18 protein-coding genes are annotated in these 13397 nt (G+C 32.7%); 4 read left to right on the top strand and 14 right to left on the bottom strand.

Going from position 1 to position 13397, the window contains the following annotated elements; genetic code table 11:
* Positions 1-151: 151 nt before the first annotated feature.
* From RTR43_RS23100 to RTR43_RS23085, 4 genes are all read right to left on the bottom strand, one after another.
* A complete protein-coding gene (locus tag RTR43_RS23100) occupies positions 152-613 on the bottom strand; it encodes a GNAT family N-acetyltransferase (protein WP_312475762.1) in 462 nt (153 codons plus the stop codon).
* Positions 614-740: 127 nt separating this feature from the next.
* Complete coding sequence (locus RTR43_RS23095) at positions 741-926, bottom strand: hypothetical protein (protein ID WP_312475760.1); 186 nt, start codon at positions 924-926, stop codon at positions 741-743.
* 236 nt (positions 927-1162) lie between these two features.
* On the bottom strand, positions 1163-2233 hold the full coding sequence (locus RTR43_RS23090; RefSeq protein ID WP_312475758.1) for a hypothetical protein: 1071 nt from the start codon (positions 2231-2233) through the stop codon (positions 1163-1165).
* Positions 2234-2656: 423 nt separating this feature from the next.
* Entirely contained in the window at positions 2657-2800 is a 144-nt protein-coding gene (locus RTR43_RS23085; RefSeq protein ID WP_312475756.1) for a hypothetical protein, read from the bottom strand.
* 276 nt (positions 2801-3076) lie between these two features.
* On the opposite strand from RTR43_RS23085, the gene RTR43_RS23080 reads away from it, so the two are divergent.
* The gene (locus tag RTR43_RS23080) at positions 3077-3472 is read left to right on the top strand and encodes a hypothetical protein (protein WP_312475753.1); all 396 of its coding nucleotides are present in this window, start codon (positions 3077-3079) and stop codon (positions 3470-3472) included.
* A 108-nt stretch (positions 3473-3580) separates the two neighbouring features.
* Here RTR43_RS23080 and RTR43_RS23075 read toward each other — a convergent pair whose 3' ends face one another.
* Positions 3581-4012 (bottom strand): DUF4275 family protein, encoded by a 432-nt coding sequence (locus RTR43_RS23075; RefSeq protein ID WP_312475752.1) that lies wholly within the window; start codon positions 4010-4012, stop codon positions 3581-3583.
* A gap of 233 nt (positions 4013-4245) precedes the next feature.
* Complete coding sequence (locus RTR43_RS23070) at positions 4246-5085, bottom strand: hypothetical protein (RefSeq protein ID WP_312475750.1); 840 nt, start codon at positions 5083-5085, stop codon at positions 4246-4248.
* Between the two features lie 233 nt (positions 5086-5318).
* Between RTR43_RS23070 and RTR43_RS23065 the strand changes: the two genes are divergently transcribed.
* A complete protein-coding gene (locus tag RTR43_RS23065) occupies positions 5319-5588 on the top strand; it encodes a hypothetical protein (protein ID WP_312475747.1) in 270 nt (89 codons plus the stop codon).
* A gap of 158 nt (positions 5589-5746) precedes the next feature.
* Here RTR43_RS23065 and RTR43_RS23060 read toward each other — a convergent pair whose 3' ends face one another.
* Complete coding sequence (locus RTR43_RS23060) at positions 5747-6187, bottom strand: DivIVA domain-containing protein (RefSeq protein WP_312475744.1); 441 nt, start codon at positions 6185-6187, stop codon at positions 5747-5749.
* Positions 6188-6377: 190 nt separating this feature from the next.
* Here RTR43_RS23060 and RTR43_RS23055 point away from each other — a divergent pair, with 190 nt between their 5' ends.
* Positions 6378-7217: a tyrosine-type recombinase/integrase gene (locus RTR43_RS23055; protein WP_312475741.1), complete on the top strand. Its 840-nt coding sequence runs from the start codon at positions 6378-6380 to the stop codon at positions 7215-7217.
* 207 nt (positions 7218-7424) lie between these two features.
* Here RTR43_RS23055 and RTR43_RS23050 read toward each other — a convergent pair whose 3' ends face one another.
* The 3 genes from RTR43_RS23050 to RTR43_RS23040 all read right to left on the bottom strand — a co-directional run bounded on the left by RTR43_RS23050 (position 7425) and on the right by RTR43_RS23040 (position 9683).
* Positions 7425-7745 (bottom strand): hypothetical protein, encoded by a 321-nt coding sequence (locus RTR43_RS23050; RefSeq protein ID WP_312475739.1) that lies wholly within the window; start codon positions 7743-7745, stop codon positions 7425-7427.
* 273 nt (positions 7746-8018) lie between these two features.
* Positions 8019-8579, bottom strand: a complete 561-nt coding sequence (locus RTR43_RS23045; RefSeq protein WP_312475737.1) for a hypothetical protein — start codon at positions 8577-8579, stop codon at positions 8019-8021.
* Between the two features lie 312 nt (positions 8580-8891).
* Positions 8892-9683, bottom strand: coding sequence for a lipid II flippase Amj family protein (locus RTR43_RS23040; RefSeq protein ID WP_312475735.1), 792 nt, complete (start codon positions 9681-9683; stop codon positions 8892-8894).
* A 754-nt stretch (positions 9684-10437) separates the two neighbouring features.
* On the opposite strand from RTR43_RS23040, the gene RTR43_RS23035 reads away from it, so the two are divergent.
* Positions 10438-10605, top strand: a complete 168-nt coding sequence (locus tag RTR43_RS23035; protein WP_312475732.1) for a hypothetical protein — start codon at positions 10438-10440, stop codon at positions 10603-10605.
* Between the two features lie 219 nt (positions 10606-10824).
* On the opposite strand, the gene RTR43_RS23030 is transcribed toward RTR43_RS23035, so the two are convergent.
* The 4 genes from RTR43_RS23030 to RTR43_RS23015 form a co-directional block, all read right to left on the bottom strand.
* The gene (locus RTR43_RS23030; RefSeq protein ID WP_312475730.1) at positions 10825-11280 is read right to left on the bottom strand and encodes a GNAT family N-acetyltransferase; all 456 of its coding nucleotides are present in this window, start codon (positions 11278-11280) and stop codon (positions 10825-10827) included.
* 577 nt (positions 11281-11857) lie between these two features.
* Entirely contained in the window at positions 11858-12121 is a 264-nt protein-coding gene (locus RTR43_RS23025; RefSeq protein WP_312475728.1) for a hypothetical protein, read from the bottom strand.
* 291 nt (positions 12122-12412) lie between these two features.
* Positions 12413-12793 carry a VOC family protein gene (locus tag RTR43_RS23020; protein WP_312475726.1) on the bottom strand — a complete coding sequence of 127 codons (381 nt, stop codon included), beginning with the start codon at positions 12791-12793 and terminating at the stop codon, positions 12413-12415.
* A gap of 85 nt (positions 12794-12878) precedes the next feature.
* The gene (locus RTR43_RS23015) at positions 12879-13394 is read right to left on the bottom strand and encodes an SRPBCC domain-containing protein (RefSeq protein WP_312475724.1); all 516 of its coding nucleotides are present in this window, start codon (positions 13392-13394) and stop codon (positions 12879-12881) included.
* Positions 13395-13397 lie beyond the last annotated feature (3 nt).

The raw sequence follows: 13397 nt of genomic DNA, 5'->3' as shown, positions 1-13397 counted from the left end.
TAGTATTGCCTTTTTTCACTGAGTTAAAGAAGTTAATTTTCATGGTAGTTTAAGTTCACTCATTCACATTCATATACTTATTTAAAAACATAAGAAATTGTAGATATTATAAGTAGTTTCTTAACACATTAATGCTCCCTATGTCATTTTATTAAAATTCATAGCGCATTGTATGACTCACATCTCTAAATCCCTGCTTTTCATATAAAGCAATAGCACCAATATTTTCAGACAGGACATTCAACTCTAAGTAATCTAAATTTCGATTTTTAGCCCATTTTTTTCCTTCAAATAACAAAGCTGAACCAATTCCTTGATGTTGATATTTGGTTCCAACAATTATATCTGTAATAAAAGCGTATTTATGTTCAACCAAACACGTATAGGATGGTGTGATTAGTTCTTGAATAAGTAAAAAACCAATAATACAGTTATCAATTTCAGCTATTAAAATATCCGAATCCTTTTCATTGATTGTCTTCTTTATAAACTTTACATCTTGCTTTGCAGACTTTATATATTCCGGCTGAAGTTTTGACATTTTTAAAAAAAGCTCTTGATATAATATTTCTATTTGATTAACTTCATCTAGCGTAGCTAACTTTATTTTCATATTGTTCCTCCAAAGATTTTTTACAATCAGATTAGCAACATACACTCGGTTTAAATTATTACATAATTGTAAATATTAAATTTAATATTCAAAATCTGATATTTATTGAGCTAACCTGCCCGTTAGCTTAAGAAGATTTCCCTTTCCTCTTCAAATGTCTCGATACTAATTCTTGAAAAACAATCACAACTGCACCAAGAATTAGAATGAATATTGGTCTTTCACTTCGACTAAAAAAGGTAAAAATAAAAAACGCCCCAATTATCCAAGTTAAAAATGAAACGATAGCTACAATTATCTTTTTCCGTTTCAAGAATATCCCCCCATTTTCACCCTGGCATTTTTACATTACGTAGGTTTAGTCTTTCTGTTTCTAATTGTAATGGTATATCTAATAATAGTGGATTCATTCTTTATCTGTAGTAGGGTAGTATATAAAACGTACAAAACCCATACTACAGGAACCCCCCTCGTTTTATATGATTTTTTACATCTAATACGTATATTTTTACTTTTGTTTTTTATATAACTTTGTTTACAATCGAAGTTCTAAGAAATACTTTCGTAACCATCAATTAGTTTTTTACCAGTGGATCTCAATAAATTTATAATCTTAATTGCTTCATCTTTTTCTACATAAATTTTCTGATTTAACCTAACAGTGGTATCATCAGTGTTTTTTATATATTTGTCATCAACAACACCTGAGTTGTGAGTTAGGATATGTCTCTTATTAAAACAGCGATTAATAAAGATTCTGTCTTCATTAGATATTCCTTTCAAGAAGTCGATATCAAACCATTTACTTAGGCTTTCGTTTGCCTCACTTATCCTTTGAAAACTGATACGACTTATTGCTTCTTTTCTACTTGGAGTGGCAGGAATTCTGAGTAATTCCTTATTGATATCTTTAGCCATAGCCTCAAACTCAGAAACGCAATTTTTTAATACATCTGCCCATTCACTTGATTGTGTCTCTTGTTCTAAGGAAGAATTATTTAAGCGTTTTAACAAACGACTTAGACTCTCATTAAAAACTTCAAATGTATTAAGTTTTCCACAATTAGGACAACAGCCAAATTCACCTAAGATATCATATCTTATCTTACAAGACTTACACTTATTACTTCTTTGTTGTCTTTCTTCAGAATATACAAATGGAGAACTATTGTTAGATAGATTAGCAATAATATTATCCAAATCTATTTCGATATCAGATTTTTCTTGTAAAGCAATTAAGACTGTTTTGATATAAATTTCAATGTATTCTTGTTGAGTTTCTGTTAGGAACGATAATGTGTTGTCAAAGTGAGAACAATAGGGACAATAAATTTCTTCTCCACCTGAATCAGTCCTAAAATATCCTTTACATGCTGGACAAGATTTACCAAAGTATCCTTCCTTATCGGAAAATACATAAATAGGTATTGCTCCTTTAGGCATAGTAGTTGTACCTATACCACCGAATGGAACATATGTTACAGAACCATCTACCAAGGAAAGCCCCAATTGAAATACAGCAGTTGCATGATCTTTTTGGTTTTGAAATCCAATTGAGTTTTCAGAGGGTACTATACTAATTTTCCCACCTGTATGCGGTACTATTTCAAACTGTTTCATTTTTTACCCTCTTTTATATTCATAGTTTATTTACAGCACTTAAGCAGAAATATATCAGAGTATTTGCAAGTTATTAAACTAACGCACCCTTATCTACAGTATGTTTTTTCACCGTATTCATCGTATTTTAAGATTCCAAAAATAGCTGAATTTTAACTTCGTGGAAACATAATATACAGTAATTATTTATAGTATTCAACGTACACAAAGATAGGACTTTACATGGAGGGGTGGGTATGATATGCTCGCATGCCTGATGAAACAACAGCTTCAGCCTTTCAAGACAAATCGTACCCACAGAGGCTCCATGTCAAGTCCTTAACCACTTATCTGGGATACATGTACACAAAGATAAAAGGTGCATTCTATCAATCTTTTTTCGATGATACTGTAGATAAGGTCAGGTTAGTTGAACAGGAAATTCTAATTTTTATTACCTTTGGATAATTCTTCACGTAATTTTTTTATCTCTTCCGTTTGGTCTAAAATATTATTATTCACTTTTCTTAAAGCATCATAAATCGCAAAAATTCCCGCAAATACTAAGAAACCGACCAGTAAATCCATTTTCACACCTACTTCATTTAATATATTAAATTAATAATAACCCAATTTGGGTAATTCTGTAATATCAAATTGGTCTTTGTTAAACTAAACTGCCACTTTCGTTCAATAAGAAAAGCTGCCACAATGACAGCTCACATCTTTACTTTTGCACCCAGTAAGCCATCCATGCAGCAGTGCTGCACCACAGAATATGGAATTTTATTTCGTTCTTCCATGGTAGTTGAACAAGCACATAATCCATTTATATAAGGTAAACACTATATTGAGGTGAATCTAATGCTAATTTTAAAATCTTTTCTAGCATTAAATCTTTTAACAGCCATTCAACCTGCCGAAAACCAAAAAGTTATTTCTCAAACCCCTAAAATCATTAGCTTTTATACTGATTATCCAAAGGATGGAATCTGGGTTCAAATACCAAAAGGAACAAAGAAAATAACATTTAATGTGAAAGCTGATATTACTGAAACCGTCTTGTTTTGGTTAATACCGACTGGTACTCAAACTTGGAATCAAAGAAGACTCATTGGCTATGACATAAAAGAAGACGAGGGTGATAATAAATTTTCTTTAACTTGGATTATTGACCGTCCATTCCTCTTTGACCATTTACATATACAAGCATTAGGCGAAGGGATAGCAAATGATACACTGAACTTATTAATGGAGTGAGTTAGTTTATACTTCTTTAACTAAACTTCCCAGTTAGCACAATAAGAAAACGGGATCGCCGCAGCCATCCCATCTTTAACATAAGCCCCCGTTCGTGAAACCTGATTTTCATTTAATGCTAAAATATGGTCCACACCATCCAGTTTCGTGTGTTTGTATGTAAGTCCAGTTAAATCCTTTATCTACAATATAAATATCTTGTTCATTTATAAGGTCATCAGTATTAAACATAGAGGCATTTTCTAGAAAAAGAGCATAATCCGAGTGTTGATAAAATACATAACAATTATTCTTTGGTTGATTATTGAATGCGGCTTCAGCTTTTTCCTCCTCTAAACAATTCTTCTTCTCATAACTAAACAAGTGCCATAAATAGCCACAATAACCACCCGTATCAAATAGGTAAATTGATTTCTTATCTTTATCACTTAAATGATTAGCAAAAATATTTTCCCAGTGCTTTCGTAAATAAGGTCCCCATTTTGGAATTTCAGTTATCTTTATTTTTTTGGTTTTAAGTCTACCATATAGGTCATTCATTTTTGCCCCTCCCTAAATAAAGTGAAATTCGCCATAATATATGAAAACCCTTCTTCAAGTAAACTGCCAGTTCGTGGTATAAGAAAAAGGCTCCCGCAACAACTCCCGCTGTTCAACTAAAGCTACCCATTAGTTTAAGTTTAAGTTTTCACAAGTAAACAAAACCTATCTTAATGTCTTGGACTCTTCCTATTTGAGAGAGAGCAAACACTCCTAAACGGAAATAGAGAATTCTAATTAATCTTTCTAAAGAATTTTTCAATCCCAATTGCGTTTGGGTCAATAAAAAAATACTTATTCTTCACTTTTATTATTACAAAATGTGTTGTAAAACTTTTCCTCGATACTTCAGAGTATTTGCATATATGTCTCCTTCCGAAATAAGTTACATAGGTGAATGATTCTTCATTTAAGAAAATCCTCCACTTTAAACTTCCAAAAGTAAAAATAAAGATAGAGAAATTAATTAAAATAATAATTAGGTATCCCCACCAAGACGTTACTGTATCATCAACAGTATTGTTAGGAATCACAAACAGAAACGACATAGATATTGAAAAGATTGAGCAACTTATACCAACCCAAAAATTACCTCTAGTAAGTCTAATTTCATTTAAATTGGTTTTATCGAAATTCCCCTTCTTTTCAATAAGTCTTAAAAAAATATTAACATCAATCAATTTCGGGTCTAAAAAAAGCCTCTTTTTATCTGTTTTTAATACGATAATCTCTGTTCCACGCTTGTAATCTATCACATCACTAAATAAAAACTTGTACTCTCTTCCTAAAGCTGTTCTATAAATAAAGTGTTCATTATTAAAAATAATTCCCCAGTTTTTACATGTTATAGAAAATAAGATAGTTAGACAACAAAGAAAAAAAAGAACTATGAATGTACCTAAAGTATCAAAATCGTTAAGTTGCGTTGATACGAGTAAGGCTACTTGTGTTGATAAGAAAATAAGGGTCATTACAATCCCAAACCATATATAGTTTTTAGAGTACTTGAGAGTATGATATCCTTGTTGATTTTTAATATCCTTTGTTCTATCTTTCATAGTATTTTTCTTCATTAAATTTCTCCAATTTTCCTTTATTTATATATATTTATTATAACTGTCATATGGGGATAAGTATTCTTTTTATTGACTTATTTTAGGTAATCCTTATTCAACTAACTGCCATTTTGTTCAATAAGAAAAAGGCCGCCATAATGGCCGGTGGAACTAAAACCACCTTTATATTTGGAATAAAAAAATACAAATTACATAATCTTACATAAAGAGTAGACAAGGGGAGATGTAATTTGCTGAAATTTTTATTAATTACATTCTTAATACTTTTAATAATTACCTTACTCTTCATTGTATGGATAAAAAATAAGCGACAGGTTATTCAAACTTTCTCAATCCAAAATTTTATGGGACATAGTTCTTATGAATTTGATGAAGAACAAAATGAAAAAAAGAAATCTTTAATAGAAACAATTAATGATTTCTTCAAAGATAATGACGATGAGGTAATTGATGACGGGAATGGAGACATAGGTGATGGTGGTGATGGCGATGGAGAATAGGAAACAATCAAGAAAAATTATTAAAAATACTAATTATAGAAAATCCTGTATCGATGATAAATAGTTTATTATCGTTACAGGATTTTTTATTGAACTAACGCCCCCGTTGAACATGAATCAGCTCTGTGAGAGAGTTTCATCAGTCTCATTTATCACCTTTATTTCGGTAAATTTATCTTGAGTATATCATTTTCTTTTATTAATTCTTTCTCAATAAATTGGTAATCTTTTATTATTAAGTCTAAAAAGGAATTTACTTCTAAAGTGTCATATCCACCAAATAGTTTTGTTCTAAATTCCTTCTCCCTTATATGTTCACTATTTAATAATAAGTTTGGATGGATTTGTTTTTTTGTATTTGGTAGCTGTATTACTGAAATTGAATCACGTGATCCCTTGAATTTAGAATAATTTAATAAGATTGTATCTCCTATCTTATTTTCCATAACTAGTTTTATAACGCAGCCTTCAGTTTCTTTAAGAGCAACATCTTCAGTGTTTATAGTCACCAAGGTATAATCCTTCTCGATTTTCTCTGAATAAGCTTTAGATAATTTGGGATATTTGCTTAATATCAATTCTAATATATCAATATTCATAGTACATCCTCCATAATACGGACTTATATTAAACTAACCAATAATTTTAAATGTCTTCAACTAAAATTCTACATTTTGCAATTAAAATCCTTCTTCAGCTAAACTGCTTCGATAGTTCAATACCTTACGTTTCCAATTCAACAATCAAGGCAATAATTCCTCCAATATAACCGAAAAGGAGGATATTATTTTGTTATTATCAAAAACCTGGGAATTATATGAATCGGATAAAAAGATTGAAGGATTCTCCCCTCAGACATTAAAAGCATATAAGCTCCAATCTAAGCTACTTATCCAATACTTTAACGATGTAAATATTGAATTATTGACGACTGATCGGCTGAAAGAATACTTGGCAAAATCAAGCGAACACCTAAAGCCATCAAGTTTGGCTCATCGAATTCGATTTATTAAATCGATATTTCGTTGGTCACACGAGGAAGGGCATATCCCGAAAAATCCAGCTGCGAAAATCAAAGAACCTAAACAAGGAAAACGGATTCCAAAATTTTTAACAGAAAGAGAAATAGAACATTTGAGGGAAGCGTGCATTACGCCAATGGAAAAGGCATTATTTGAATTTATGTTTTCAACGGGTTGTAGAATAGGGGAAATTGTTTCTCTTGATAAAAATTGTATTAATTGGTCGAATCGATCAGCCATTGTCCTTGGAAAGGGTGATAAGGAAAGGGAGGTCTACTTTAATATACGGTGTGAAATATGGCTCAAGCGATACTTAGACCTTCGCCAGGATAAAGACCCAGCAATTTTTGTAACTGAACGGCACCCACATAGAATGAGTATTGGACAAATGAGATATATCATAAAACGAATATCAAGTCGGGCAGGGATCAACAAAGAAATTCATCCACACCAGCTACGCCACAGCTATGCTACACACCTATTGAACAACGGAGCTCCCATTGATGTTATTCAAAGTTTACTGGGACACGAAAAAAGCGAGACCACCAGAATTTATGCTCAGCTAAGTGCAAGCGTTAGAAGAGAATTTTACAGAAAGTATTTTTAAAAATGGATGGCAAAAGGCAACGGATACTTCGCTGCCTTTTCACTATCGCCCCAGTTACTTTAAGTACAATTCTTCACAAAGATTTCTGCTAATTTATATAATTACAGGAATGCTCCCGTTACTTTAATAAGAAAAAGGCGACCATTCTTATTGAATAATCGCCCCCCGTTTGTTTAAGAAGAATAAATCACAAACTATCTTGTCCAATTAATTCTCATTAGGAAAAATCTCAATAAAGTCAAAATTACCGAGGAGTATATTACAACCTTCTAGTGTCTTGCTTGCTAAATAACTGTCAGAAAAGCTACTCCATCTTGTTGCAATGCCACCTAAGAATTTGCTAAGTTGTTCACCAGTCGGGTTTGTTCCATTTAATTCCATCTGGAAACTATCATCGTATTTCCAGTAAGGTTCAAAGTTTGTAACTCCTAATTTTAAATGTACCTTTTCAGCCAAAACTATTAATGCCTTTAAATGTGTTTCCGCTTCAATTTTTGTCTTAGCTTGAATAAAGGCTCTAATAAACATTAATATTCTCCTTTACTACCTGAATAGGGGAACGTCAACTTATACTTATTTAAGTAATGCCCCATTTAGTTTAAGTACATTTTTTCACAAACTTCTTTTTTGGAATGGCTATGATAAGCAATATTGTAATGCTGAACATACATCCCCTATCTGGCCTTCCAAGGGGGGCATTACCTAACTCCTGGTGATATTGAAATGGGTGGAGATTAATCAATTTATCCACTCCTCTACCAATAATTACACACCTTCGCACTTCTTCTTAAATAAGAAAAACTACTTATAATAAAAGTGATATACATAATTTTTGTTTCCTGAAGGAGTACTGAGGGCTATTCTGCCTACAAAGTAACCAAGGTCTTTGGGCAACATAACTGTCTCCAGAAATTCATCCTTCATATCCTTGACAATAATTTTTATTTCATTAGGCCCAAGACTCTTGCCATCTTTAGTATAACCGCCGCTAACTATCCTTCTAACTCCATTGGCAGGGCCACCCTTGAATTCGAGCTCCCCAGAGGGGTTGATATTTTTTATAGTTAGCACAGATTCTTTATTAAATGAAGCCGCTGTTTTTCCTTTCAGTGCTTCTTCCTCTGTTAAAGAGTCACAAGAACTTGGACCTATTTCCGCCTTTTCTTCTTTATTGGAACCCTCTTTACACTGGCCATATTCATATATTTCTAACTGTTGCTCACCTACACGGACAATAGGAATGTAGTTCAAGTGTGCCAAGTCCCTCTCCCTCTCTTTCGCTTCCAACACCTGTTTATAACCTAAAAAAACTACTAATGCTGCTATACCTACTATTACCCCAAACAAAAAATATCTTCTCATAAGTTCCCCCTATATTTTAATTATAGTTACAAATTTTCTGCTAGCTGGCTATAAACCTTCAACAGAATTATTCCACTTGATGAAAAGCTGGTCTTAGCCGTTTTACTTATTGGGGACTTTCTTTCCCATTGGTAACTTATAAATACGAGTATCCATTGAAAAAGTTTCCATTTCTAATTAAAACTAAACTCCCGTTAGCTTTGTTATTGTGTCGGTCTTTTCTTCCTAAAGCATCTTTGTTAGTTTGTCCCAGTTATCAGATCACCAATAAAATAGCCCCAAGTGATAATAATAAAGCAGTACTTCTAAACTTTATGTATAGAAGAAGGCAATAATTCGAGCAGAGGGATAAATTAGAAATTGTCCCAGAAGTGTTCCAATAAGTTTTGTTCCTATTAACATTATTACAAGGGCTTTAACATCTCCATACGGTCGTTTACCCCTAAGTGCTTGATCAGTTATGATTGCAGATTGAGGATCAACCAACAGAGTTAATAAAATTGTTGCTATACCGTTTATCATTCCAGATGAAGCTGACGCAGCCAATCGAAATTTTTCGTCTACAAAGAAAGCTGCATAATAAGCAGCAATTACTCCAATGGTATATATGGCTGTAATGATCGTATTAAGAATTAAAAATCTTTTGGGTATTTCTCGAAATCTTAAACTTAACATCATATTTTTTCTTGGTCTAGTAGTGCTTTTAACTATTCTTTTTATGTTATTAATACTCAAAGCTTCTACTATGATAGAAGGGACTGATCCTCTTACTTCAAGCTTATCTACAGCTTTTGAAAATAACCTTAAAAAGGTGGGGATTAACACAATTCCTACAATAGTACCTATAGTGGCAGATAAAATTACAAGTCTAATATCGGATAAAGGATCTTGATGTTTTAATATACTAATTCCAATTAATCCACCAACTAAAGGAGCTTGGAACATATTTGCTGTCCTAGATACTAAAACGAAAATATTAAATAAAGATATAGAAAGTGCGAATTTCCCGTTTTTTACAGAGTTAAGTCGGACTGAATAAGCCAATGTGTCAATTAAATGTACTATTAATGTCAAAAATGTTAATTCAAGCAATTGCATTGTCATTTCGAATGCCCTCATCTATTCTAATAATTCACCACTATATTATAACAAATTTTTACATTCCATAGACAAATTATTTATCTACTTAAATTTTTGGGTTGCACTTTTACCATGTTAAACATTTTCAAAGTTTAAGTATATTTCTTCACAAACTTACTTAGAGAAATGGTTGGATTAATCCTATAAAATAACTCTTCTCCTTTGGGAGAGAAAACTAAAAATTTAAATAATCAAAAGACAGTCCGATGATAAAATTATGCGATTTATCTTTAATAAAACTTCAGATGGAGGAAAATTAACACCTGCTAAGGATAGGAAATTCCAACAATGTTTCCCAAGTAAATGATATAATCTATCTGGATATAACCCTTATGGGAGATAAAAAAATGAACATTTTTGAGTATTTAGATGAATTACAGGTAGATTTGAGAGAAAAAATCTTGAAGAAATTCAAGAGAAGTATTTTAATATTTGCTCCGAACTAGCTGGAAATGAAAGAGCCAATAAAATTAAGCAAATAGATTTAAATGAATATGTAAATGAGTTAAAAACGGGACTGAAAGAATCTATAAAAATCGCTCAAGAACAAAGTGCCAAAGCAATTTACTTTGAATACGATTTAGATAATAAATGGGTTAGTGCATTTTTTATCTGCGAGGAATAAAGTCCCTTAGAAGAGGAAGATGATGACTGGGCAAGTGATTGGACTGATGACTTTGAAGGTCCTAGTTTAGAATCGTTTGGTGACATTTATGAATTGGACGGATTTGATAGTAATGATGCAGCAATTGGTTCAACCATTTTCTTAGTAACAAGAACAGAAACATCATTCACTCAGGCTTATAAAGGACTATCCGATGAGAGTTCAATAGCTGTGTGTATCGCATTTCACGACCAAGACCCAATCATCAGACTTACAGAATAGTAAAAAAAAGAGCATTGATGGTCAATGCTCTTTTTTATGTGATTTTAGAACAAGAAAAAGCTGCCGAAGCCGCTACCAATCTTGAACTAACGTACCCAATAGTTGAAGAATAATTCGTATGATGGAATTCTTTATGTCAACTTTTCAAGCAAATCAGGTCCTAATAACAACCAAATGTTAGTACACTTTGAATAGCTTATTCAAATAAACATAATAAAATTACTTTATTTCATAGTTTAGCCAAACTTGTTTTTTTGCTCCCATCTTGTCATATAACTTTTGAGCAGCTTCATTATCATGAGCAGTTTCCCAAATCATATGAGAATAATCATTTTCTCTAACGTATGAAAGACAAGTATTAAATAATCTTTCACCAATCTTTTGACCCCGTATATTGGGTGTTACAAACAAATCATATAAAAAAGCCATCCGTTTTACCTCTAGTGTATTAAACGTGAAGTATAATGTAGCAAATCCAACTAATCGGTTTGTTTCCGTCTCGGCAACAAACTGGATACCTTCATAAGGATTTTCATGTAAATGATTAATCAATTTTTTGAGTGAGTCTTCACTTGGACGAGGGCACTTGTAGAAATCAACGATGTACTGGTTCATTAATTCAAAAAGTTGTGGGATATCATCTTTTGTAGCAGTCCTAATATTTACTGTTTCCATTTTTATTTCTCCTCCCAATTTTATTCAATAATAGGTAAAGCAACTTTCATGCCAAAAAAATAACAAACAACATATATATGTATTAATTCGTATTTTTTTAATTAACTTACTTCGTTATTGAATAACAACATTTTGATACTGTTTCAACACGTTAATAACTTTCATAACCGAAAACGTGGATGGAGCGTTTCCAAGGTGTCGCAACAAAATATTTGGACAACTACCTTTTTATATTTAGGTCAATTTTAACCGTATAGATAGTTCAATATGTGAGCGTAGCGACCCTTTACAATGAAGAAGGTGTGTGTAACCTAATTGGGTAGAGGATTAGTTTGTACCCTCTTCCAACCAAAAGAAACACACACCTGCAAGGTTCATTGTCATGGGGACATATTATACATATACAATATGTGTTTTTCCTTTCATAACAATGGTTTGTATTAATAAACCTAAAGATAAATAAATATTGGTTCCGTTGCCTTGAATTGAGCAAAAAAATAGCATTTGATGAACGAGTCAACAAATGCTCTGTGTGTCAAAAGTCAACTCGTACGACTGTTATGGATTTGCGAACGAGTTAAACTAATTTCACGAACAAATTAACAGCAAGCACTATCCCGAAAGAAACAAATCCAGCCATTTTTACGGGGTGACTTTTTTTATATTCATTAAAAGGAGTTACTCTATTTGCGATTTCCCAAAATAACGCAGTTCCTAAAAAAATACTAATTAATCCAATTAAAGGATTATCCATTGAATTATTATGGTTAATGAAGAGTATCCACAAATAGCCTAAAAACGCATTAAAAATTTTAGACAGAACAAAATCCTTATTTTTCATAGCAACTCCCTATTAAATATTCCTAATATAATGAATTTTTATCACATTTTTAACATTTTGGAAGTCTATTTGAAATCTTCTAAAAAACAACAAAGTTTACGAAAACAGCCATTTTATTAAACAATCCTGCTCAGTTACTTCAATAAGAAATTCACATGATTTGTCGACACTGTTGTTCCAGTAATGCACCCGTTACTTGAAGTGTAAATCTTCACAATCTGTTTCGTAAATCAAACAAGCAAAAAGGCGATGCCTTTATTCAAGCATCGCACTCGTAAATTGAATAGAAATTCACTTTTTTTCCATTACTGCAAAATAATTATTTTCACTATCTGCAAAATTAAATACTTTACCTGAAGGCATATTTACAATTTCTCCGACTGTAACGTTCTTGTTTGATAAGTCACTATATAAATTATCGAAATTTTTCGAGAAGAACATTAAAGAAGGTGTTCCAAGATTTATTTCAGGCGACATTTTCGCAATAAATTCCTTATTATGGAGAATAATACTTGTTTCAGCTTCTTTAGTTGGAGCAATTTCAATCCATCTCATGCCTTGACCATTGTCTTCCTCTGAAATTACACTAAACCCTACTTTTTCTGTCCAAAATTCCTTTGCTACATCTTGGTTATTAACATACAACATGATTTGACCTACATTACTAATCATTGATATTTACACTCCTTTATATAATTAATTACAAAACTTAATGATTCTAAACTTTTCTAACGCTAAAATCAGCGTTACGGTAAAGCTACTTCAGTGACTCCACTAGATCATTCAAACGGTCCCAAGTTTCGGTGATGCCCTGCAGCATACCCATGTCCATGACGGTCTTAAGGGCCTCTTCGGACACATATTCAGCACGGTTTATCAGCTTTGTCTTTCCACCCAAATCGATGAATTCCAATGTGATCTCGGTCGACGGCATGGAGTCATTCAAATTGCCTTCGGCATCCGAAAAGTAATCGATGTAGACGATCTTCTCCGGCTCGATAATCTCCTTATAAACCCCTTTGCCCCAGGCTTCCATCCCAAAAAATTGGCCCAGATTCTGATCGACACACTTCATACAGTAGTGCCAAACGCCTCCCGGACGGAAATCGACGGTGCAGACCGGAATCTCCCAGCCCCTCGGCCCCCACCAGCGTTTCAGATGCTCCGGCTCTTTAAACATCTTGAATACGAGATCACGTGGCGCATCGAAAACGCGCTCCAGTACCAGTATCCGATCGTTCTCTACTCTCGATACCATTTCATTGGTTGACATTGT

The organism is Neobacillus sp. (assembly GCF_031988165.1).
GTDB lineage: Bacteria > Bacillota > Bacilli > Bacillales > Cytobacillaceae > Neobacillus > Neobacillus rhizosphaerae.
This window is presented reverse-complemented; position numbering and strand designations above follow the sequence as displayed.